Consider the following 23,252-nt stretch of genomic DNA (forward strand, 5'->3'; position numbering starts at 1 on the left):
ATATACCATGTCATTAGAGAGGTGAAACGATGAGGAGTAAACCTGTATTAGAAGTGAAAAACCTAACGACATCATTCTTTACGGATGAAGGAACCATCCCGGCAGTAGATAATGTCAGTTTTCATATTAATAAAGGGGAAATTCTAGGTGTTGTCGGTGAATCTGGGTGTGGAAAAAGCGTTACATCTTTATCGATCATGGGATTGGTTCCAAATCCTCCGGGAAAAATCGTAAGCGGTGAAATATTATTAAACGGTGAGGACCTAACGAAACTACCTAAAAAAAGAATGCGGCAGATTCGCGGAAATGATGTTGCGATGATTTTCCAAGAACCAATGACCTCTCTTAATCCCGTTTATACGATAGGTAATCAATTAGTTGAAGCCGTTCGACTTCATCAAAAAATGGATAAAAAACAGGCTAGGAATCGGGCGATTGAAATTATGAAGCTTGTGGGCCTGCCGAGAGCGGAAGAATTAATTGATGAGTATCCCCACCAATTATCTGGTGGAATGAGACAACGTGTGATGATTGCAATGGCAATGGTATGTGAGCCTAAATTATTGATAGCGGATGAACCAACAACCGCACTGGATGTGACAATCCAGGCTCAAATATTAAGACTTATGAAAAAATTAAATGAAAACTATCAGACAGCCATCATGCTGATTACCCACGATTTAGGAGTCGTCGCGGAAGTCTGCAAAAGGGTAATTGTAATGTATGCAGGTAAGATTGTTGAGGAGGGGGATGTTGAATCGATTTATGAAAATCCAAAACATCCTTATACGATTGGATTAATAAAATCAGTTCCTGATGTCAATCAGAAGATAGACAAGCTATATTCCATCCCTGGTAATGTACCAAAGCCTGGATCCATCAAACAAGGATGTGCATTTGCAGCGCGCTGCGAGTTTGCGATGAATCGCTGTTTTTCAGAAAATCCCCCATTACTTGATAGTGGTCAAGGGCAGAGTGTCCGCTGCTTCTTACACGAAACAGTAGAGGATGTGAGCTACAGTGTCTGATACTTTACTAGAAGTTAAGAATTTAAGGAAACACTTCCCGATAAAAGGAGGCATCATAGGTAAGCAAGTAGGCTCGGTAAAAGCCGTCGATGGTGTTTCTTTTCATATAAAAAAGGGGGAAACATTGGGATTAGTAGGTGAGAGCGGCTGTGGGAAATCCACTACTGGCCGGCTATTAATGAGATTACTAGAGCCGACAGATGGTGAAATTTACTTTGAAGATCAAGATATTACAAGACTTTCAAGGAAAGAGATGAAAAGCCTTCGAAAAGAAATGCAAATGATTTTTCAGGATCCTTTTGCTTCATTAAACCCAAGACATACGGTAGAACGAATTTTATCAGAGCCCTTAATTGTACAGGGAATTGGCAGTGCGGAGGAGCGGAAAAGAAAGGTCAGAGAAATGCTGGAGGTCGTGGGCTTAAGCAGCTATCACGCCAAGCGTTATCCTCATCAATTCAGCGGAGGACAAAGGCAGCGGATTGGTATTGCCAGAGCATTAATGACAAGACCCAAATTAATCGTAGCGGATGAACCTGTTTCCGCACTAGATGTCTCGATCCAATCACAGGTTTTAAATCTCCTGCAGGAATTACAAAAGGAATTTGATTTGACGTACCTTTTTATTGCTCACGACCTAGGAGTTGTCAGGCATATTAGTGATCGGGTTGGCGTGATGTATTTGGGGCATTTAGTGGAACTGACCGAGAGTGAACGCCTTTATGAAGGCCCATTGCATCCCTATACCAAAGCTCTATTATCAGCTGTACCAATTGCGGATCCGAAAGCTGTTAGAAATGAAAAAGAGATTTTAACCGGTGATATTCCAAGTCCTTCTAATCCTCCTAAAGGGTGTCCTTTTCATACAAGATGTCCTAAAGCCATGGATGTTTGTCAGTCACAGAGTCCTAAACTTCAGGAAGTTGAGCCATCTCATTATGTTGCTTGTCACCTTTATCATGATGGGGAACTGCATTAATAAATTATAAAAGATAGGGAGAGGGATTGATTAAATGAAAACTAGTCGGTTACTTTTTATTCTTCTGGGTGCTTTTTTACTATCTATTGCATTAGTGGGATGCTCAAAATCAGGAAAAGGAAATCAAGTTGACTCAAAAGCCCAAGAAGGTAAAAAGACCTTTGTCTTTGCCCGGGGCGGCGATTCGGTTTCTCTGGATCCATCAGAGGTTACTGATAGTGAATCGGAAAATGTCTCCCAAAGTATTTTAGAAACATTAGTGACATTTGCTGAAGGAAAAACAACGATTGCTCCACTATTAGCAACAAAATGGGAAGAAACCAATAATGGATTGACGTATACCTTTAAACTTCAAGAAGGTGTTAAATTTCAAGACGGGACAGATTTCAATGCAGATGCGGTCGTTTATAATTTTGAGCGTTGGATGAATGGAAAAGATGTTGCGAAATTCCCTGTGTATGGTTCCGTTTTTGGAGGGTTTAAGGGAGATGAGACTCATAACCTTCAATCTGTAGAAGCCGTGGATGCCACTACAGTGAAATTTACATTGAAACATGTTATGCCGACATTTTTAAAAAGCCTCGCCTTAACACCGTTCTCCATCTCAAGTCCAGCAGCAATAGAAAAATACGGTAAAGATTATAGCACCCATCCAGTGGGTACCGGTCCATTTGTCTTCGATGAGTGGAAAAGAAACGATCGAATTGTTTTAAGTAAAAATAAAAATTACTGGGTAAAAGGTTATCCGAAAATGGATCAAGTTATTTTCCGGACAATTGGAGATAATACAGCTCGCTTAAATGCATTAATGAGTGGGGAAATTGATATGATGGACGGTGTAGATCCTGGAAATATTCAACAAATAGAAGCGGATAAAAATTTTAAGATTCTATCCAGGCCTTCTCTTAATATTGGATATTTAGGTTTAACAGTTACGAGAAAGCCCTTTGATAATAAGTTGGTTCGCCAAGCATTAAATTATGCCATTGATAAAGACGAAATGATTAAAGCATTCTTCGGCGGTCAAGCGATTCCAGCTAAAAACCCAATTCCACCAGCAGTCGAAGGATACAATGATGAAATTGCTGCCTATCCATACGATGTAAATAAGGCGAAAGCGCTCCTAGCTGAGGCGGGATTCCCTAATGGTTTTAATATGGAATTATGGGCAATGCCCGTCTCTCGTCCTTATATGCCTGATGCAAATAAAGTGTCAGTATTCCTTCAATCAAGCTTTGCTAAGATTGGAGTCAAAGCAAAAATTGTCACTTACGAATGGGCGACATATTTAGAAAAAGCGAAAGCTGGGGAAGCAGATGCTTTCCTCCTTGGATGGACAGGTGCGAATGGTGATGCGGATGACTTCATTTACTCATTATGGCATAAAGACAATATCGGTAGCCTAAACTCAACTCGTTATTCAAACGATGAGGTAAACAAGACTTTAACTGAAGCAAGATCGATTACAGATGAAGGAAAAAGGAACGAAATGTATCAGCATGTACAACAAATCATGCATGATGATGCCCCAATTATTCCTTTAGTGCATACAACACCGGTGTTAGCAGCAAGAGGTGATATTACTGGCTTTGATCCTCATCCGACAGGAAGAGTAATTACAACTAAAATTGATTTTAAATAATGGAATAGGCGGGAGGGTGGAGTGCCCTCCTGCTCAACTAATAATGAATATGTTAAGAGGTGATTACGATTATTTCTTATACCATACGGCGCCTATTAATGTTAATACCTGTCTTATTTGGGATGACCCTTATCGTATTTTTTATATTACGACTCATCCCCGGTAATCCTGCCCAATTAATTTTAGGTCAGCGAGCCACCAAAGAATCCCTTGCAAGCATGACCAGCCAATTAGGTTTGGATCAGCCATGGTATGTTCAATATTTTTCTTATATTAAGGGCCTGTTTACAGGTGATATAGGTACATCTATACGGACGGGAGTCCCAATAAGCCAGGAGATATGGCCATTTTTCATCGCTACGATCGAATTATCTGTTGCTGCTCTTCTCATTGCCATCATTATTGGGACGAATGCTGGCATAATTAGTGCCTGGTTTCAAAACTCATGGTTTGATTATACTGCTATGGTGATTGCTTTAATAGGGATATCGATGCCTATATTTTGGTTGGGATTAATGGATCAATGGTTTTTCTCAATTGACTTAGGCTGGCTGCCGTCTACAGGCAGAGAGAATGTTCGCGATCCTGTTATTCCGATTACTAATTTTTATTTAATAGATACCTTGATACAAGGGGATTTTAGTCAATTTAATGTTGTGGTAAAACACTTGATTTTGCCGGCATGTGCCCTTGGAACGATTTCCATGGCGATTATCGCTAGGATTACAAGGTCCAGCATGCTTGAAGTTATGCGCTCAGACTATATCCGTACGGCACAAGCTAAAGGAATGCGCATGTTTTGGGTAGTTTACAAACATGGATTAAAAAATGCATTAATCCCAGTACTTACTATTATAGGGATGCAAATGGGGATTTTATTAGGCGGTGCTGTTCTAACAGAGACGATTTTTGGCTGGCCGGGAATTGGCCGATATATTTATGAGGCGATTAATTTTAGGGATTATCCCGTTATTCAAATGAGGAGATTCATTCCCCCTGGCTTGAGTCGTGGCGGCGATTTAGAAAGAATAAGCTGGCGGTAATTGGTCTCGGGATCATATCGTTTTTTGTAATTATCGCTATTATTGCACCCGTGCTTGCACCAGAAGGAATTAATGACCAAAAACTAGCTGAAAGATTGCAATCTCCGTCAGCCGGCCATTGGTTAGGTACAGATGATTTTGGGAGAGACATATTATCGAGAATTATTTACGGTACAAGAATTTCTTTATGGATAGGGACTTTCTCTGTACTGGGCTCCATCATAGTGGGGAGTATTTTAGGTATATTGGCAGGTTATTATGGCCGCTGGGTAGATACGCTTATTTCTCGCGCATTTGATATCATGCTTGCATTCCCAAGCATCTTGCTTGCGATTGCGATCGTAACGATCCTGGGCCCTTCATTATCCAATGCATTAATTGCGATTGCCATTATTAATATACCAAACTTTGGCCGGCTCATCCGTTCGAAGGTTTTAAGTGTGAAACAAGAGGAATATATTATCGCTGCAAAAAGTATTGGAATGGGAGATTTACGAATTCTATTCCATCACGTATTACCTAATAGCATGGCACCAGTCATCGTTCAAGGGACACTTGCGATAGCAACATCAATCCTAGAAGCTGCTGCTCTTGGCTTCCTTGGTTTAGGTGCAGAAGCACCCAATCCCGAGTGGGGAAAAATGTTGTCTGATTCCAGACAGTTTATCACCCAAGCCCCATGGACAATGGTGTCACCAGGTATAGCTATTATGCTAGTCGTTATTGGTTTTAATCTTTTGGGTGATGGCCTGCGAGATGCCCTTGATCCCCGTATGAAGCACTAGAAAAATAGAGTTTTACACAACTACTAGGATGATAGAAAGGAGTTTTTATTTTGTTACAAAATGGTGTTATTACTATAATGCAGAAGGCATTTGATTCCCTAGAAGGTATCTATTCTGAACTTGTTGAAATTCGAAGAGATTTACACATGAACCCTGAACTCTCTTTTCAAGAAAAACGAACTCCAGAGTTCATTGCAAACTACTTAAAAGATTTAGGTTTAGAAGTAAGAACAGGTGTTGGCGGAAATGGAGTAGTAGGGTATTTAAAGGGCGGCAAGCCTGGGAAGACCATTGCTCTTAGGGCGGATTTTGATGCGCTGCCAATCGATGATGAAAAGGAAGTCCCTTATAAATCAAAAGTACCCGGTGTCATGCATGCATGTGGACACGATATTCATACTGCCGCCTTACTTGGAGTAGCCAAAACATTAAGTAAAGTGAAAAATGAAATAAAGGGAACGGTCGTTTTCCTCCATCAGCATGCCGAAGAATTGAGTCCAGGCGGTGCGGTCAGCATGATCGCAGATGGATGTTTGGAGGGAGTCGATGAAGTTTATGGTGCACATGTGGAAGTGAATTTTCCAATTGGAACCATAGCATTGAATGATGGATATGTACATGCCGCATCGGATGCCTATGATATTACCATTTATGGTAAGGGTGGACATGGGGCAGAACCACATCGTTGTATTGATCCAGTCGTCATCGGCAGCCATCTTGTTATCGACTTACAGAACATTGTGAGTAGACGGATTGACCCTCTGCATCCAGCAGTAGTCACAGTTGGAGCTTTCCATAGTGGGAATGCCCATAATGTCATCCCGGATAAAGCCTATTTAAAGGGTACCGTAAGAACGTACGATAAAGATGTTAGACTACAAGTCGAGAAAGAGCTTAACCGGATTGCAGAGCAAACAGGAGCAAAGCATGGCGCTAAAATCGATGTAAAGTACACAAAGGGTTATATCTCCTTGTATAACCACCCGAAGGAAACAGCCTTTATTAAAGAACTTTCTATCGATATTTTCGGGGAAGAAAATGTGGTTGTTAAACCCGCTGATATGGGTGGAGAAGATTTTGCCTATTACGTTGACGCGGTTCCCGGAACATTCTTTTGGGTAGGGGGAGGAAATCCAGACTTAAATGCCGTGTATCCTCATCATCATCCGAAATTTGATGTGGATGAAAGGTCAATGATAAATATCGGGAAAATCTTTATTTCAGCGATATTAAGCAACTAACCATATATTTTTTTATAAATTTAGTTTAAATTAATAGGTAGAAGTAATGTGAGAAAATTTAGGTAAAGATGGTGAAATGGATTGAATGATGAACTCAAGAGGGTGAGAGACCAAATAATTGATCATAACTCAGATCATCAGACATTATTCTCCATGCCTCATACCGTTAGACGTTTAATGTCCGTGATGTATTATTTTGAAAAACCGATGACTTTAGATGATATGACAGAACTGTTAGGCATGAGTAAAGCAAGTATGAGTATTGCTGTAAGAGAACTGGATGAAATGGGCTTAGTAAAAAAGGTTTGGAAAAAGGGAGAACGAAAGGATATCTACCAGGTTGAAGAAGACAATTATGACAGTTTTATCAAATTCTTTTGTTATCATTGGCGGAAATCCGTCTTTCCACAAACCACTGCGCTGAAAAAGTTTATTGATGAATTAAATGAGATAAAGGAAAAAGGCGATCTAGATGAGGAATCGAAAGAGTTAATTGAGAAGGACTTAAATAAGCTTCATTCTGGTTTGGAGTATCTTGATTGGCTTAATCGTCTAATCCAATCGTTTGAATCACATGAAATTTTTGATTTTATTCCGAAAATGGGAGTAAATGAAAAAGTAATGAAATAACGTTTTGATTATATTTACCTTAAGATAGTTTTCCCCTGAAAAAAATAGTGATGTATAAGGTACATTTAAAGCACAGAAAAAGAGATTGGAAAATTCCAATCTCTTTTAATTTACAGTCTTAATAGACGATAACCGGTTCGTATGTACTAAGATTATTATATACGGTACTCATAGCACTTGGCGGTGTATTAACGCAGCCATGCGATCCTGCATTTAAGTAGGCATTACTTGCCCAGTTTGATCGAAATCCCGCATCATGAAATCCTTGTCCATCATTCGTAAATGGTGCCCAATAATCAACTTGTACTTCATAACTCGGTTTTCCTCCGAGCTCTCTGCCCGTTAGTGTGGCTGGTGTTCGTTTATAGAGGATATACCACACTCCTTTTGATGTATCATTCCCAGTGCTGTGTTTACCAGTCACGACATTCGTTGTGATGACTAATTTACCCTTTTTGTAAATCCAAATACGCTGTTCGGCAATCGAAACTTCCGCATATGTATCACCGATGCCATTGTTTGTTGTGGTATCGTATCCGTAGCCTTCACCACTCCAGCCATGTCCGACCGTATTAGATGCAGAAACGGAGGTCGTTCCTTTTTCAAAAGCGGACTTTACCTGTTTGGTTTCTTTAGCCACGTCTAATGCCCAGCCATAACCTTGTCCTTTAACTGAAATGACTGAACCTGAATGGGTTTTAAATTTAAAATTTTTATCTAATGTGGATTGAGACTCATTTATTTCTTCGATTTTCTTTTTAAGATCACCTTTGTCAATCTTAACCTTCATGTCTTTTGAAACCGTAGCGTTTTTAATTAATTCGCTGCCTTTTAAAGAATAAACCTTGTCCTGGACTTTGTACTCAACGGTTTGTTGAAGAAGATCCTGCAGCTTTTTCTCTTCATTTTTGACAATCTGACTGTCTTCTTTAATTGGCTGGATGTATACAGGGCTCAAATGGATTTCACTAGTATATCCATGCTTATCGAAGTCTTTTAAAAGACTGGCAACATCATACTGCTCACCATTCTTACTTTTTGAAATGATGACTGTACCTTCTTTCAAAATGGCCTTTGCATCTTTAGGCGGAGTTAAGTTCTTATTCATTTTTACAAGCTTCTCTTCAACTTGTTTCTTCATTTCTTGGCTTCGATACTGATCGATGTTACTCGGCAATAAGGAATATTCTTTCACCTTTGAAGAGGGAAAAATTGACCATTGGCTTTTTAATAACTTTTTAACACCTGGCAGATCTTCCTCTGTAAATTCCATCTTCGTATCTTTTCCATCTAAAATTTGTTGTTGTCCAACGTAGACCTTATTTGTTAAGACAGACGATTTTAATTTATTGAGTGCTTCATCAGGAGTTAATCCTCCGACATTTGTGCTATTAATTTCAATATGTGAATTAAAGTAATTTGCCTGATAATAGCTGATTGCCGCAAATATGATTGCGATGATAACGATTATACCGGTTGTGATAAATTTCCAGTTCTTATACCATTTCGTTGATTTCGACTGGCGTTGACCTATTTCTCCTACTGATTCTTTTGCCACATTTTCCACAAATATTCCCCCCAAATTACCTAACAACCCAGCTTTCGACGTCCTTCGACTTTTAAGCCTTTGGTTCTGCATCCAAACTTCAATATATTATATTATACTTAAATTTTAATACTATTCTACTAGATTTTATAGTGTGAACTTTGTCACATTTTGTCTAAGAGTGAAATTTTATATGTATTTCCCGCAAAGCCGGTAAATAAAACAAAAAAATGGACAGAAGCTGATTAAATGCAACAATAATCAGCTTCTTTCATGGATGTGTATTAAGCATTAAAAATTCCCGTCATAGCTCAACATAATGGCTGATTTCACTCCATCGAGGGCAGAGATATTATTATTAAATACCAACCTTAAACAATCCTTAAGAAAAAAATTTTGAAGATTTGTGAATTCATGTTTCTTCTATTAAAAGCAAAGAATTTGTATTAAAGCACTGGCCCTGGAGGATGCCCAGACGGCGGCGGGGGCAACCGTGCTGATATGTTCTCCAATCTCGATGAAGATACGAAAGCAAAGGCCGAGGTTATCATGGAAAAAGAACGAGCAGGTACGATTACAAGAGAAGAGGCCCAAACTCAACTAAAAAAATTGGGCTTTTTCAGCGGGTACATGCCCCCCAGCAATAGTCCGAATCTAAACACAGTGTCCTGGGGAGCAAGTGTGGAATATAGCATTAGGCGGAGGACGGTTTTAGAAAAAGCGGAATAGTGGAAAGAAAGTCAACTAACCATGAATAAAACTAATAACAAACAGCCCATCAGGAATCTGAAGGGTTGTTTAATTTATTAGGGAATGATAATCCGAACTAATGACAGCAATATAGAAACTATATTCAACAAAGAATTGAATAGGTAGATCCAACGAACGAGAAAAATACCCACCACATATTGGTCGATAAATTTACACTTTACCCATAATTAAAATATTAAAAATATTTAAAAATGTAATTGTTTTTTTTGTGGTGTTTATGCTACTATTACCTTAATGGTGAACATGTTCATAAAATTAACAAGTTCATAACTTGTGAACTATTTAGGAGGCGAATAGAAATCGAGGGGGCTAATTTTTAGGAATATTGATAATCCAATCCAAAACTTTAATACACGACGAGTGTTAAGTAAGTAATCGCTTACTCGTTGATTAACTAATTGATCAAGTACTATTGAATGGAGTGAACAATATGACAGTTCAAACAGAAATCAAAACGTACCTTAATTACATTAACGGAGAATGGATTTCTTCCTCTTCACAAGTGGTAGGTGAGAGTATAAACCCAGCCAATAAAAATGAAATAGTAGGTTATGTTCAGGAATCTTCCAAAGCGGATTTGGATCAAACGGTATATGCGGCAAAGGAAGCTCAAAGACATTGGAGAAAATTAGCTGGCCCATCTAGAGGAGAATTTCTAAATAGAGCTGCCGATATTTTGGAAAGGCGTATAGATGAAGTCGCAGAAACAATGACCCGAGAAATGGGGAAAACCTTTCCTGAAGCGAAGGGGGAGACTGCTCGCGGGGTGGCCATTCTTCGTTATTATGCGGGTGAAGGGATGCGAAAAATCGGAGATGTTATTCCGTCCACCGATAAAGATGCGTTAATGTTTACTACCCGTATACCTCTTGGGGTCGTGGGAGTTATTACGCCTTGGAATTTCCCAGTGGCCATTCCAATTTGGAAAATAGCCCCTGCTTTAGTGTACGGAAATGCGGTTGTACTTAAACCAGCTTCAGAGACAGCCATTACTGCTGCAAAAGTAATTGAATGTTTCCACGAAGCAGGTTTTCCAGCTGGGGTGATTAATATGATCACCGGTCGTGGTTCAGTAATTGGAGAGGGAATTATTAATCATCCTGATATTAATGGAATCACATTTACCGGATCTGATCATATTGGTAAACAAGTTGGACAAGGTGCCCTTGCAAGGGGAGCAAAATACCAACTGGAAATGGGTGGGAAAAATCCGGTAATTGTAGCATCCGATGCGGATTTGGATTTGGCTGTAGAAGCAACGATTAGCGGTGGGCTACGTTCTACTGGACAAAAATGTACGGCAACAAGCCGTGTCATTGTGCAAAGTGATGTCTATGATAAATTCAAACAAAAATTACTAGAAAAAGTAAGCGCTTTAAAGGTTGGCGATGGTCTACATAACGATACTTGGATGGGGCCTTGCGCCAATGAAAGTCAATTGTATACTGTTTTGTCCTACATCGAAAAAGGACTTTCCGAAGGAGCCTCTCTCCTTTATGGCGGACAGAGGATCGAAGTAGACGGACATGATAATGGTTTTTTTGTACAACCAACCATATTTGAAAATGTCCAATCATCTATGACAATTGCACAAGAGGAAATCTTCGGGCCTGTTTTAGTACTAATTAAAGTTGAAACAATGGAAGAAGCATTAGCTGTTGCAAATGATGTTCAATATGGACTTAGCGCTTCAATATTTACAACTAATATTGGACATATGCTCTCGTTCATTAACGAAATTGAGGCAGGGCTTGTTAGGATCAATGCGGAAAGTGCAGGGGTTGAACTGCAGGCTCCATTTGGAGGCATGAAGCAATCGAGTTCCCATTCCCGTGAACAGGGGCAGGCAGCTATTGAATTCTTTACATCAATTAAAACAGTATTTGTGAAACCCTAAAACCATTCACTATTGTTAGTCGAAAAAATTCTGTGCTGATAACTAAGGTTGACTTAGAAATATTCATGATACTTCCGTGATGTCTGGAGTCTTTTGCTAGCTTTATTTATTTCCGCTTAGGCTCCAGAAACTATGGGGCTATCTCAGAAAGAGACCAGCTCGATTGGAAAACAGAAGCAAAAAATTAGCAAGGATGTAAACATTCGTTAAAATGAAAGTGTTTTCGGATGATCTGGAGAGTTGGAATATGCCTATTTCATAAAAAGGTGAGAGATTAATCCATGAATAGCAAGCCTTTATTGGGAAGTTTATGCTTATTTACTGCTGCGTGTTTATGGGGAGGCATGTATGTAGTAGGAAAATTTGTTCTAAATTATATACCGGCTTTTACATTATTATGGACCCGATATGCGCTGGCTTTTATCATTTTATTGGTTGTTTTTCTGTTTACAAAAAAAGAAAAGATTCGTCGCTCAGATTGGGGTTTGCTTGTTTTTCTAGGTTTTATAGGCTATTTTTTGGCAAATGGATTGGCTTTCGTAGGCACTCATCTATCCACCGCTCATATGGCAAGCCTAATTGCTTCTATTGCTCCACTGTTCACCGTAGTTATTGCCGCTTGGGTTTTGAAAGAGTCTTTGTCGAAGAAAAAAGTAGTGTCAATCATTATTACGTTTTGTGGGGTATCACTTGTGATTGGAATGGATCCTGATGGGGTCCTACACATGTCGGGGAATCTTATACTTCTTTTAGGAACCCTAAACTGGGGAATATATTGTGTCTATGTTAAAAGAGCAATGTTGAAATATTCAGCTCTTTTGGTTACAATCTCTGGCTTAGGTTCAGCGTTAATAATGACAACTCCTTTGATGCTTTGGGAATCCAATAGACATACTTTTGAGCTTTTTCAAAACAAATCCATTTGGATGGGCACGCTTTATATTGGTGTAGTGGCGACAGCTTGTGCTTTTTACCTTTGGAATAAAGGAATTGAATTAATAGAAGCTGGAACCGGTGCGATGTTCCAATTTTTTACACCTGTTGTAGGGATCCTTTTAGGTTGGATTTATTTAGGTGAATCCTTAGATGTGAAATTTTTCATTGGTGGAACCCTTATTATATTTGGTACGGTGATACCCTTTGTAAAGAACAAAAATATGGATGCCTTTGTTAATATTCCGTCTGAGAATCAGAAAACATAAAAATATCATGATCTAGTACTAATCTGAGAAGAAATCTATTGGATTGGATTTAAAATTACTTATAAATTATCTGGACTTTTACTATTTTAATTACCTTCCAAAAAATATAGAAGGAGTGTTTTATAAATGCAAGTGAGCTTAAAGGAACAGGAAGAACTCAAGAAAAATACAAGAACTATAATTGACTGCGATGTGCACCCATACTTGGATAATTTCGATGAACTCATTCCGTATATGGAAGAAGGGGTTCAAAGACATATGAATTTAGGGAAATTTGAGAAAAATATGCTGTCCAACATGAACGCGGGATCCTTTACTTTTCCGAAAGCAAGGTACGCTAATCCTAACCATGTTCTTCGTTTAGATGCAATTACTCCACAGGGGGGGATTCCCGGTTCTGAACCCGATTTCGTTGTGAAGGATTTATTTGATCGCCATAATCACAAATATGGAATCTTAAATATTGGCCATGGAACAATGGCAGGTTATCACAATGTAGAAATTGCAGCAGGTTACACATCTGCATCCAATGATTGGCTATATAATCGATGGGTAGAAAGTGATTCGCGCTTTAAAATGACGATGTCTGCTACTCCGGTTGCCCCAGATTTGGCTATAAAGGAAATTCAACGTATTGGGCACAAACCTGGGATTGTAGGCATTAACCTTCAGTGTATCAACATCCCATTAGGGAAACGCCATTTTTGGCCGCTTTATGAAGTAGCACAAGAATATAACCTTCCAATTGTTTTACATCCTGACTGTGAAGGGACATCGGAGTATTCTCCCCCTGGTGCGGTCGGACCGGCTTCGACCTATGCAGAGTGGCATACTACCTTATCTCTCATAGCCCAAAGACAAATTATGAGTCTCGCTTGTGAAGGAGTATTTGAGAAATTTCCAAATCTAAAATTTAATTTTATCGAATATGGATTTTCTTGGATGCCATCCCTTATGTGGAGATTAGATAAAAATTGGAAAGCTCTTCGAAGTGAAATTCCTTGGGTTAAGGAACTACCAAGCGAGTATATCCGAAGAAATGTCCGTTTAGGTACTCAACCAATTGAAGAGACATTCCGTCCAAAAGACATTGTAGATTTGATTTGTATGGCGAAAATGGAAGATATGCTTTTATTTGCAAGTGATTACCCACATTGGGATGGTGATGAAAGTGACCGGGCATTCTTACATTTTCCAGAAGAGTTAAAGCACAAAATTTTTTATGAAAATGCAAAAAATTCTTACAGGCTGTAAAAGAGTATGTGGGGAGGCAAAATAATGGAGACAATGAAAGAAAGCAAGTTAAATAGAGTCATCGTTTGTTCTACTGAGGATTTAAAGGCAGGGGAACGAATATTAGTCGAGATAGATGGAATAGAAATTGCGATGGTCAATGTTAATGGGCAACTATATGCCTTCCGAAACCGTTGTCCCCATCAAGGTGTGGAGATGATTTACGGGTCTATCAGTGGAGCAATGCTTCCTTCGAATCCTGGTGAATTTATTTACGGTTGCGATAATCAAATTGTTAGATGTCCTTTACACGGTTGGGAGTTTGATATGAACACAGGTAAGTCTTTGTTTAATCCAGATAAGGTTTCAATCGGAAGCTACGAAATTCAAGAAGATCAAGGATCTATCGTATTAATGCTTAAAAGAGAACCAAAAAGCATCAGCCTAAAAAATTTCCGTTGTTCACACTAAATTTTTTAGGCTGATACCTAACCAATATTTATTATACATCAATACAAAATTGAACTCAAACAAGTTGAGGAGGAACAGAAATGACAAATACAGTAAAAAGCTTAGTAACCTTGCTGAAGGCGGATGAAATTGAATTCAGCCCATTAGGTCTTGATGCAGAAGTACAGGAAATGGCATTGGCTGTAAATCCATTATCCACAACGATGGGTGGGGGTATTTGCCGAATGAAGGAATGCAACTTCGATTGGCAGATTAAATATGATGAAGTCATTTTCGTTCAATCAGGCAGCATGTATATTGGCCATAACGGAGAAAAGATTGAAGCAAAGCAAGGCGATATTTATTTCATGAAAGAAGGCGCCGTTATTACTTATGGGACAGATGAAGAAGTGGAATTTGTTTTTTCAACCTATCCTGTGAATTGGAAAGAAGTAAAGCAAGATGTTCAATATGAGAATAATGGTGAGAGCTTGGTTACCTTAATCAAAGGATCAGAAATTAAGTTCAATCCACTTGGAATTGAAGCGGAGGTACAAGAAATTGCCTCAGTCATCAATCCGATCTCTACTACACTTGGTGGTGGGGTTTGTCGCATGAAAAATGGTAACTTCGATTGGCAAATTAAATATGATGAAATGATCTATGTCTCCAAAGGCAGCATGTACATTACTCATAATGGAGAAAAGATTGAAGCGAATCAGGGTGACATTTACTTTATGAAAGACGGAGCGGAAATTACGTATGGGACAGATGAAGAAGTAGAATTTTACTTTACTTTATATCCTGTAAACTGGAGATTATTGAAGTAATAGATTCCAAGATTGCCTGATATAGTCGAAAGACTATATCAGGCAATAAAATAAGTGAGGTGGAAGACTAAGATGGAGTCTAACGTATTTTGCTATCTCCCTGTTAAAAACGGGTTATCGTTCACGAAAGAAACATGGGGAATGATAGAATGGGCAAAAAAAATCCGTACTGAAAAGACAAAAATGATAGCGATTATCGTACATACTGGCATTCAATCCGATGAACTGAAACGGCTTCCCTTTGATGAAGTGTACCATGTCAAATTAGATATAAAAAAATGGAAAATAGCAGATTACCATATTCAAGCTTTTAGGAAAATTAGAGCAACTATAAGTGATCAAAAAGGAATATACTTATTTTCTTCTCATCCACTGTATCATGAAATTGCTGTACGTGCCTCTACTCGGTATGAGGGATCTATCATTACGAATGCAATAGAAGTAACTTGGGATAAAACCGAGGCCTCATCGTTACTTGTTAAACGGGAAATTTATAAGGAAAAAGCACATGAATTTGTTACTTTTTTAGATGAAAAACAGCAATACTTGACATTGGAGAATTCCATCTTGTACGGAACGGAGCAGTATGGAAAGCCAAACTTCGTGCAGGAGATTGATATAGAACCACATATCCTCAGCCCAATTCAGTTTCTTTTAGAGGAACAGGTAGATTGGAAAGAGTTGAAAATAACGGAAGCTAGAGTAGTAATTGGAATTGGACGTGGCGTGAACAACGGAAATACCATTGACTCCATTTTACAATTGGCTGAAATTTTGAATGCACCCATTGGAGGCAGTAAAGTCGCCGATGAATTAGGATTAATTCCACGAGAAAAGCGTATTGGAGCTAGTGGTTCGACGATTGATTCTGATATTTACATTGCGATTGGAATTTCGGGTTCTTCCCAGCATCTTGAAGGGATTAAAGGAGTAAAACATGTTATTGCGATTAACAATGATCCATCTGCCGCAATTTTTCAGCGCTGTGACATTGGAATTGTTGGTGATTACGAAGAAGTCGTACCAAGACTTATAGAATCTCTTCAAGCTGAAAGGCAGGGTGAAGTCAATGTTAAACATTTGCATATTGGTTAAACCTGTAATGGACTCCAATTCAATTCAATGGGATTATCAAAAGCAGCGATTTTCCTTTATAAGTAATACTTTTAATTCAGCTGATCTCCATGCCCTGCAGTGGGCGTGTGATTATAAAAAGAAATATGGTGCGGTAATCACTGTTTTGTTGGCGACCGATCCAGATATAAGTGTCGATGAGAATAGCCTACTAAAATATAATTTAGATGAATGTCTAATCATTCAGCAGCCCGGTTTACGTGAAAATCGCAATGAAGCAGCAAGAATATTGGCGAGTGAATTAAAAGGCAAATCTGGATTATTTGATGTAATTATAAGCGGCTCTGTAAGCGAAGATGAGAATTTAGGAGTCACACCTTTTATGATAGCTGAATCGTTGGGAATTCCATCCATAACCAATATCCAGCATATTGAAGTCATAGACGATCGTGTTTGGAGAGTAAAACGAGGCGAAGGAAGAGGTATCGTCCAAACTTATGAAATTCGGTTGCCTGCTTTAATCGGGGTGGTCAGCTCATTAGGTAGAAAGCGCTATATCCCTCGTTACTCCCGTTCGATGGCAAACCAAAAGAAAGCTCGGCAGCAGATACAAAAAGGTCCATCGAATCATTCAAAGGTTAAAGTCATAAAGGTGTCTGAACCAAAACCGAATATTCGTTATTTTGGTATTCCGGATGACCATTTAACTCCAGAACTTCGTCTTCTTCAAATTATGGGGCTTAATCGTGAGAGGACTGAAAATACCGGGGAAAAAGTAGCTTCCGAAATTACTGATCGAAACATTCATTTTATTTCACAGAAGTTACAAAAATGGTTAAAGGAGGAGTAAATGATGCAGACCGTGCAAAGAGACACCTTTTGGGCAATATCCTCTGATTACAAGATTATGCTTTATGTTCTAGCAGCTATCGCAATGGGCATTTTCATTTATGGCTTTTATCGGCGGTATCGTTTATGGAAAAAGGGAGTCAAAGAGAAAATAAGCTGGGATGATGTGAAAACCAATTTTGATTACTTCTTTAAAATGGTTGTTGAGCAAAAAAAGATAAAAAGAGACCGATTGTATGGATTTATGCACCGTTTTACAAGCTACGGGTTTGTGATCTTATTCATCGGTACCGTTCTTGTTGTCATTGATTATGATTTTAAAATTCCATTGCTTCGCGGAAATTTTTATCGTATCTATGAATTGGTTTTAGATGTTTTTGGTGTTCTGTTCCTTATCGGTTTATTGTTAGCTATGGTGGTTAGAGCTAGAAAGAAACGGCCGAGGTTGAGAAATGGTTTGGCTGATCAAGCTTTCCTTCTGCTATTATTTTTGATTGGTATTGGCGGATATATAATGGAAGGAATTCGACTTGCTGAGACGCAAGTGTCCCATTCTGTTTGGTCACCTGTGGGTCATGGGCTGTCGGTTTTATTTCAGGATCATGCGCTCTTCAGTTTGAAATATTATCAGATTTGGTGGCTAAGCCATGCTATCTTAGCATTTATCCTAGTGGCTATCATTCCTTATACTAAATTATTTCATGTAATTACGGCTCCAATCAACATTCTTTTTCAGCCTGTGAAACGTACGGGGAAAGTTAGCACTCCTTATAACTTAATGGAAATGACAGAAGCGCAGCGATATGAATCTATGAAAATACAAGGTGTTAATACCATCACTGATTTTACGAACTGGCAACTGTTCAGTACGGATGCATGTACAGAATGCGGTCGGTGTGACAGCCAATGCCCTGCCCATAACAGCGGCAAACCGCTGGCACCTCGTTCAATTGTAACGAAGATTCGTGATAATATGCATACAGACCTAGAGGTTGCCGCGTTCATTGCGCCAGAAGAGTTGCAATCTTGTACAACCTGTAGTGCTTGTGTCGAAGCGTGTCCGGTTTCCATCAATCATGTTGATTTAATTTTATCCATGCGCCGGGGACTTATTCAGAGTCAAGTAATCGAAGAAGAAGCAGAGAACACTTTAATTAAATTAGAAGAACAGCATAATGTTTTCGGAAAACCCTGGTCCGAACGGGGGGACTGGAGTAGAGGACTCAATGTTCCAGTTTTAGACATTAATGAAAACAACGAAGAGAATCAGAAAGAGGGGGCTTAACGATGGAAGTATTATTTTGGGTAGGTTGTGCCGCGGCTTATGATCCAAAGCTTCAAGGTATCGCTCGAGCATTTAGTGAAATTATGAAAAAAGCCAATGTGGATTATGCAATTTTAGGAACAAAGGAACGTTGTACAGGGGAAATAGCTCGCCGAATGGGGGATGAAAACTTATTTCAGGAATTGGCTCAGCACAATATCAAAACACTCAAAGAGCATGAAGTGAAATCTATTGTCACCACTTGTCCACACTGTTTTAATATGTTCCAAAATGAATATCCTGCCCTTGGCGGTAATTTTGAGGTCACGCATTATACCACATATATTTATAATCTCATCCGAAGCGGACGTTTAAAAATTCCTGAAAAACAAGAACGGGAAATTGTGACATACCATGATCCTTGCTACCTAGGACGTCAAAATGGAATCTTTGAAGCACCGAGGGATATTTTAGAAATGCTAGGCTATGAAATTGTAGAAATGGAACGAAATAAGGAACAATCTTTCTGTTGTGGAGCGGGTGGCGGAGCAATGTTTGAGACTATCAAGCGCGGGGAGAAAATTAATTCCCTTCGGGGAGAAGAAGCTGTCAAAACGGGTGCTTGCACAACGATGACTGCTTGCCCGTTTTGCCTTGTCATGATGGAAGAGGCAATTGATTCCCTGAATCAGACAAAAGGTACAAATATGGCTACAAGGGATATTGCTGAAGTGGTGAATTCATTGGTTTAAAGTGGTAGTGAATGAAGGGGAGACGATAGAACGTGACAACATTTAAATATTTGTTTACACCAAAGAAAATTGGCTCTATTTGGATTAAAAATAGGATTTTAAGTACTGGTCATATGACTTCCTATGTGGAAAACGGAATCCCTACGGACCGCTTAATTGCTTATCATAAAGAAAGAGCCAAAGGGGGAGCGGGATTAATTATCGTAGAAGCGAACGCTGTCCATCCAACTGCCTTTTTTACAGCGGATACAATCTGTGCGTTTAAAGATGAAGTTATTCCGTATTATAAAAAACTGGCAGAGGCGGTTCACCAGTACGATACGAAAATGTTTGTACAGCTCTTTCATCCAGGAAGAGAGGTGTTCCCTTCAGGAACATCGGTAGCGGTAGCACCATCTGCTGTTCCGGCAGATCGCTTTCGTATTATTCCAAAAGAGCTCGAGCGAGAAGAAATCATAGACATTATTAAAGGATATGCAGATACAGCAGTAAGGGTAAAGACTGGTGGACTAGATGGTGTAGAGATCGTCGCTTCTCATGGCTATTTGCCAAGCCAATTTTGGTCGCCTCGTTTGAACTTGAGAAAAGATGAGTATGGTGGGCAATCTATCGAAAATCGGCTGCGTTTCCTAAAAGAAATTGTGGAAACTGTTCGTGAGAAAGTCGGATCAGACTTTGTTGTCGGATTACGTCTCAGTGTTGATGATTTAGAAGATGAAGGGGCAGAGTATGGAGAAATACAAGAAATTTTGCAGTATATCGATAAACATATTGGAGGTCTTGATTATTTCAATTTAACCGGAGGGAGCTCGGCTACATATGCCAGTTCAGCTTTTATTGTGCCTCCTGCACCGGTTCCGCCTGCCCATTTTGCTTCTCATGCAGCTAAAATCCGTGAGCAAGTATCCGTACCAATTTTTGTTGCGGGCCGAATTAATGATCCAGTTATTGCAGAGAATGTACTTGCTAATGGACAAGCCGATATGGTTGGTATGACGCGGGCCATGATTTGCGACCCACACATGCCTAATAAGGCTTTCCGTGGGGAATTAGAACGCATTCGGGTTTGTATTGGCTGTAATCAGGCTTGTATTGGGCATATGCAATTAGATATTCCAATTAGCTGTCTGCAAAATCCTGTTACCGGGCGGGAGCTTCAATACGCTGAAATGCCGAAAGCGGAGAAAATGAAGCATGTCGTGGTGGTAGGTGGAGGGCCTGCTGGAATGAAAGCAGCAGTAATTGCTGCAGAACGTGGTCATCAAGTGACACTGTTGGAGAAGAGCGATGAATTGGGCGGACAAGTCAAAATGGCCCGTAAAATTCCAGGTAGAGAAGAATTTGGGGAACTAGTATCCAATTTGAAGCGTGATTTGGATCACTACCGTGTTCAAGTCCGTTTAAATACGGAAGTAACAAAAGAAATGGTTCTCGATATGAAGCCGGATGAGGTCATCATTGCGACAGGCGCTAATCCGTATATCCCACATGTGAAAGGGATGGATTTTCCACATGTTGTAACTGCCTGGGATATTCTAACACGTCGCAAGGAAGCTGGAAAAAAAGTAGTGGTTGCCGATTGGAAAGGGGATATGACAGGGGTTGGAGTTGCTCTCTATTTAAAGGATTTAGGCTGTGATGTAGAATTAATTACTTCTTGTTATCAAGTGGGACACTCTATTCAGGAGAAAGTTAGAACATTTACTTTAACCCAGATGTTCTTAAAGGAAATTGAGATGACTTCGCAATACAAGCTATCCGGAGTCGATACAACTTCGGTTTCTTTTTCCAATATTTATACGGGACAAGAACTCCAACGTGATAACATTGATACGGTTGTCTTAGCCTATGGTCTTCTTCAAGAGAATGACCTTTATCATCAACTAAAAGAACATATACCTAATCTACACCGGATTGGTGACAGTCTTATTCCGCGAACCGTAGAAGAAGCCATTCTTGAAGGGTTGGAGTTGGCAGCCAGTTTGTAGGGGAATATGGAGAGGGGAAAAAAAAGAAGGCAGGACGTAACGATATTGTCAAAATATCGTTTACTACTGGCTTCTATTTATTTTTAACATTTTAAGTGGTTACTAATCATATTAATAGATCAAAAGTTGAAAGGGTTTAGAGATAATTTAGATGGATATTATTTACCCAATATTAAAATAAGAATATTGTTAGTCCCGTAAATAGGGTTCTGAAAATCCTTGCCCAAGAGCTGTTTCGTAGTCTTAAAAGAAACAATTATTTCATCTCCTTTCAGAGATTTAATTTGAGGGGGAGGAACAAAAAATATTACTTCCTAATCGGTTAATAAGTGATGTCGATCAAGTCACGACTAATTCTACGTGCGTTCAACCTAACTAAATGGAGGACTTCTTCAACGAAGATATTGTGGAAATTTGAAAAGTATAGATTCCCAAATTAGAAAGACGGCCAAAGGAAAATACCTTAGATAGACATTTTCGTTGGGTCGTCTTTGATAATAGGATGAGAAGAAATTCTTTCTATTCTTTTGAAGGTCATTTCCTCAGAAGTTTTATACACATTTGGTTCGCCTATTTTTTGATAGAGGGGGAGTCTGATAGAGAAACAAGTCCCTTTTTGAGGCTCGCTTGTGAAGTTGATACTTCCGTTCATTCCTTTTATAATGCTAAAGGAAACTATCATCCCTAGACCTGTTCCTTTTTCCTTTGTAGTAAAATAAGGCTCACCGAGACGGTTAATTTGTTCTTGTGTCATGCCTTTTCTAGAATCATAAATATCGATTTGTAAATCCTGATGATAAAGATGTAAAAGGATTTGCAATTGTCACCATTCGACATTGCTTCTATTCCATTTGGATATCTATTTAGCAGACAATCAATTAAATTTAAGATTACAATTTATTTAAAAACATATTCATAATATGTATATGTTCATATTATTGCAATAGACTTAATATGCATATTACCAAATGAAAAAGCATCTTATCGTATATAATATTATTTAAATATAATTGAAATGATTGTATAAATAATGTACTTTTAAAGAGTGAAAATTTTAAATTTAAGCGAGTAGCTGTTTGAGGCTTGTAAAAGTTGATGGTGAGCGAGGGGATTTTATGAAACGCAAAGAAATACAGATGAACCGCATGTGGAAATATTTTGTAGATGCAACAGCTCAGATAATTGAAGAAGAAGGCTTGGAAAACGTTACAGCAAGAAAAATTGCGGAAATTGCTGGTTATACAAGTTCTACTATTTATAACTATTTTGAAGAACTTTCCCATTTAATTTTTTTCGCTTCAATGAGATATCTTAATTCGTATATTAAAGAACTTGATTTTTACATGACCACAGGGAAGAACTCGGTCGAAAAATATTTATTAAGTTGGGAATGTTTTTGTAACCACTCTTTTAACAAACCACACATTTATAACGCTATTTTCAATGCAGATTTGGGTAGCAAACCAGAGGAACTACTAGAACGTTATTTCGAAGCTTATCAAAACGATTTAACAGGACTATCTGATGAAATAAAACCTTTAATTTTTGAACATAATATTACGAAAAGAAGTAAAGCAGTATTGCAAAATGCTGTGGAAGAAGGTTATCTAGATAATGAAGTGTGTGAAGAAATTATTAATATGACTATATTAATATGGCGCGGGATGCTAACAACAGTTTTAAATAATCGCCGAGATTTTAAGCCTGAAGAAGCTGTAGCAGATACGATGCGATATGTCAGAAAGATAACGATGAATTCTTTAATAAAACCCTTAGAGTTATAATTGACTATTAAATAAGTTTTGTTTAGAAAATAGGGAAAAGTTTATTAGCTTTATAGAGGGATAACCACCGATGGAAATCAGGTGAGATAAAACTGTTAAGTCAATGGAGGAAGTCTGTTTATAAATGAAGAAATAAAATTGCCAATAATAGTGGGAATTTTATGCAATAATATACATTTATAGCTGTAGAATCTCGTCAAAGTAGGTTAGAGGGACCCTTACACGGCCACCTCCTCAATAAACCTTAATGAATCAGACTAACGC

Annotated in this window: 21 protein-coding genes; 19 read left to right on the forward strand and 2 right to left on the reverse strand. The window is 38.7% G+C overall.

All coding sequences use genetic code 11. The features are described from left to right. Positions 1-29 precede the first annotated feature (29 nt). The 7 genes from ACE198_RS00370 (at position 30) to ACE198_RS00400 (ending at position 7,348) form a co-directional block, all read left to right on the forward strand. Positions 30-1,028: an ABC transporter ATP-binding protein gene (locus ACE198_RS00370; RefSeq protein WP_375374287.1), complete on the forward strand. Its 999-nt coding sequence runs from the start codon at positions 30-32 to the stop codon at positions 1,026-1,028. Then, on the forward strand, positions 1,021-2,007 hold the full coding sequence (locus ACE198_RS00375) for an ABC transporter ATP-binding protein (protein ID WP_375374288.1): 987 nt from the start codon (positions 1,021-1,023) through the stop codon (positions 2,005-2,007). Before ACE198_RS00370 ends, ACE198_RS00375 begins: the two co-directional genes overlap by 8 nt. 34 nt (positions 2,008-2,041) lie before the next feature. Further along, positions 2,042-3,649: an ABC transporter substrate-binding protein gene (locus ACE198_RS00380; protein WP_251461989.1), complete on the forward strand. Its 1,608-nt coding sequence runs from the start codon at positions 2,042-2,044 to the stop codon at positions 3,647-3,649. A gap of 68 nt (positions 3,650-3,717) precedes the next feature. After that, a complete protein-coding gene (locus tag ACE198_RS00385; RefSeq protein WP_375374480.1) occupies positions 3,718-4,692 on the forward strand; it encodes an ABC transporter permease in 975 nt (324 codons plus the stop codon). Next, a complete protein-coding gene (locus tag ACE198_RS00390; RefSeq protein ID WP_375374481.1) occupies positions 4,635-5,477 on the forward strand; it encodes an ABC transporter permease in 843 nt (280 codons plus the stop codon). The genes ACE198_RS00385 and ACE198_RS00390 overlap by 58 nt, the downstream gene beginning before the upstream one ends. A 74-nt stretch (positions 5,478-5,551) precedes the next feature. Next, positions 5,552-6,718, forward strand: a complete 1,167-nt coding sequence (locus ACE198_RS00395; RefSeq protein WP_375374482.1) for an amidohydrolase — start codon at positions 5,552-5,554, stop codon at positions 6,716-6,718. A gap of 102 nt (positions 6,719-6,820) precedes the next feature. Next, a complete protein-coding gene (locus tag ACE198_RS00400; RefSeq protein ID WP_375374289.1) occupies positions 6,821-7,348 on the forward strand; it encodes a GbsR/MarR family transcriptional regulator in 528 nt (175 codons plus the stop codon). Positions 7,349-7,466: 118 nt separating this feature from the next. Here ACE198_RS00400 and ACE198_RS00405 read toward each other — a convergent pair whose 3' ends face one another. Beyond that, positions 7,467-8,915, reverse strand: coding sequence for a L,D-transpeptidase family protein (locus ACE198_RS00405; RefSeq protein ID WP_375374290.1), 1,449 nt, complete (start codon positions 8,913-8,915; stop codon positions 7,467-7,469). Positions 8,916-9,395: 480 nt separating this feature from the next. Between ACE198_RS00405 and ACE198_RS00410 the strand changes: the two genes are divergently transcribed. The 11 genes from ACE198_RS00410 to ACE198_RS00460 all read left to right on the forward strand — a co-directional run bounded on the left by ACE198_RS00410 (position 9,396) and on the right by ACE198_RS00460 (position 21,204). Beyond that, the gene (locus ACE198_RS00410) at positions 9,396-9,623 is read left to right on the forward strand and encodes a hypothetical protein (protein WP_375374291.1); all 228 of its coding nucleotides are present in this window, start codon (positions 9,396-9,398) and stop codon (positions 9,621-9,623) included. Positions 9,624-10,095: 472 nt separating this feature from the next. Beyond that, a complete protein-coding gene (gene gucD / locus ACE198_RS00415) occupies positions 10,096-11,562 on the forward strand; it encodes an alpha-ketoglutaric semialdehyde dehydrogenase GucD (protein WP_098576072.1) in 1,467 nt (488 codons plus the stop codon). A gap of 281 nt (positions 11,563-11,843) precedes the next feature. Further along, positions 11,844-12,764 (forward strand): DMT family transporter, encoded by a 921-nt coding sequence (locus tag ACE198_RS00420; RefSeq protein ID WP_098576071.1) that lies wholly within the window; start codon positions 11,844-11,846, stop codon positions 12,762-12,764. A 126-nt stretch (positions 12,765-12,890) separates the two neighbouring features. Beyond that, entirely contained in the window at positions 12,891-14,018 is a 1,128-nt protein-coding gene (locus tag ACE198_RS00425) for an amidohydrolase family protein (RefSeq protein ID WP_098576070.1), read from the forward strand. A gap of 24 nt (positions 14,019-14,042) precedes the next feature. Further along, a complete protein-coding gene (locus ACE198_RS00430) occupies positions 14,043-14,468 on the forward strand; it encodes a Rieske (2Fe-2S) protein (RefSeq protein ID WP_257148602.1) in 426 nt (141 codons plus the stop codon). Between the two features lie 80 nt (positions 14,469-14,548). After that, positions 14,549-15,277 (forward strand): cupin domain-containing protein, encoded by a 729-nt coding sequence (locus tag ACE198_RS00435; RefSeq protein WP_375374292.1) that lies wholly within the window; start codon positions 14,549-14,551, stop codon positions 15,275-15,277. A 72-nt stretch (positions 15,278-15,349) separates the two neighbouring features. Next, positions 15,350-16,372 (forward strand): electron transfer flavoprotein subunit alpha/FixB family protein, encoded by a 1,023-nt coding sequence (locus tag ACE198_RS00440; RefSeq protein WP_375374293.1) that lies wholly within the window; start codon positions 15,350-15,352, stop codon positions 16,370-16,372. Continuing rightward, positions 16,347-17,201, forward strand: coding sequence for an electron transfer flavoprotein subunit beta/FixA family protein (locus tag ACE198_RS00445; RefSeq protein WP_375374294.1), 855 nt, complete (start codon positions 16,347-16,349; stop codon positions 17,199-17,201). The genes ACE198_RS00440 and ACE198_RS00445 overlap by 26 nt, the downstream gene beginning before the upstream one ends. Next, positions 17,202-18,485, forward strand: a complete 1,284-nt coding sequence (locus tag ACE198_RS00450; protein WP_375374295.1) for a 4Fe-4S dicluster domain-containing protein — start codon at positions 17,202-17,204, stop codon at positions 18,483-18,485. Positions 18,486-18,487: 2 nt separating this feature from the next. Continuing rightward, entirely contained in the window at positions 18,488-19,216 is a 729-nt protein-coding gene (locus ACE198_RS00455) for a (Fe-S)-binding protein (protein WP_375374296.1), read from the forward strand. Between the two features lie 32 nt (positions 19,217-19,248). Then, positions 19,249-21,204 carry an oxidoreductase gene (locus ACE198_RS00460; RefSeq protein ID WP_375374297.1) on the forward strand — a complete coding sequence of 652 codons (1,956 nt, stop codon included), beginning with the start codon at positions 19,249-19,251 and terminating at the stop codon, positions 21,202-21,204. Positions 21,205-21,667: 463 nt separating this feature from the next. Here ACE198_RS00460 and ACE198_RS00465 read toward each other — a convergent pair whose 3' ends face one another. Continuing rightward, complete coding sequence (locus ACE198_RS00465; RefSeq protein ID WP_375374298.1) at positions 21,668-22,024, reverse strand: ATP-binding protein; 357 nt, start codon at positions 22,022-22,024, stop codon at positions 21,668-21,670. Between the two features lie 295 nt (positions 22,025-22,319). Here ACE198_RS00465 and ACE198_RS00470 point away from each other — a divergent pair, with 295 nt between their 5' ends. Continuing rightward, positions 22,320-22,988 carry a TetR/AcrR family transcriptional regulator gene (locus ACE198_RS00470; RefSeq protein WP_098576064.1) on the forward strand — a complete coding sequence of 223 codons (669 nt, stop codon included), beginning with the start codon at positions 22,320-22,322 and terminating at the stop codon, positions 22,986-22,988. Positions 22,989-23,252: the final 264 nt, after the last annotated feature.

Origin of the sequence: Neobacillus sp. KR4-4 (assembly GCF_042136325.1) — a bacterium.
In the GTDB taxonomy this organism is placed as follows: Bacteria; Bacillota; Bacilli; order Bacillales; family Cytobacillaceae; genus Neobacillus.

Bases quoted from the DNA above. Each gene is read 5' to 3' on its own strand.
- ACE198_RS00370 (WP_375374287.1), top strand. From the start codon at position 30: ATGAGGAGTAAACCTGTATTAGAAGTGAAAAACCTAACGACATCATTC.
- ACE198_RS00455 (WP_375374296.1), top strand. From the start codon at position 18,488: ATGGAAGTATTATTTTGGGTAGGTTGTGCCGCGGCTTATGATCCAAAG.
- gucD (WP_098576072.1), top strand. From the start codon at position 10,096: ATGACAGTTCAAACAGAAATCAAAACGTACCTTAATTACATTAACGGA.
- ACE198_RS00380 (WP_251461989.1), top strand. From the start codon at position 2,042: ATGAAAACTAGTCGGTTACTTTTTATTCTTCTGGGTGCTTTTTTACTA.
- ACE198_RS00410 (WP_375374291.1), top strand. From the start codon at position 9,396: ATGTTCTCCAATCTCGATGAAGATACGAAAGCAAAGGCCGAGGTTATC.
- ACE198_RS00470 (WP_098576064.1), top strand. From the start codon at position 22,320: ATGAAACGCAAAGAAATACAGATGAACCGCATGTGGAAATATTTTGTA.
- ACE198_RS00420 (WP_098576071.1), top strand. From the start codon at position 11,844: ATGAATAGCAAGCCTTTATTGGGAAGTTTATGCTTATTTACTGCTGCG.
- ACE198_RS00445 (WP_375374294.1), top strand. From the start codon at position 16,347: ATGTTAAACATTTGCATATTGGTTAAACCTGTAATGGACTCCAATTCA.
- ACE198_RS00440 (WP_375374293.1), top strand. From the start codon at position 15,350: ATGGAGTCTAACGTATTTTGCTATCTCCCTGTTAAAAACGGGTTATCG.
- ACE198_RS00450 (WP_375374295.1), top strand. From the start codon at position 17,202: ATGATGCAGACCGTGCAAAGAGACACCTTTTGGGCAATATCCTCTGAT.
- ACE198_RS00425 (WP_098576070.1), top strand. From the start codon at position 12,891: ATGCAAGTGAGCTTAAAGGAACAGGAAGAACTCAAGAAAAATACAAGA.
- ACE198_RS00430 (WP_257148602.1), top strand. From the start codon at position 14,043: ATGGAGACAATGAAAGAAAGCAAGTTAAATAGAGTCATCGTTTGTTCT.
- ACE198_RS00435 (WP_375374292.1), top strand. From the start codon at position 14,549: ATGACAAATACAGTAAAAAGCTTAGTAACCTTGCTGAAGGCGGATGAA.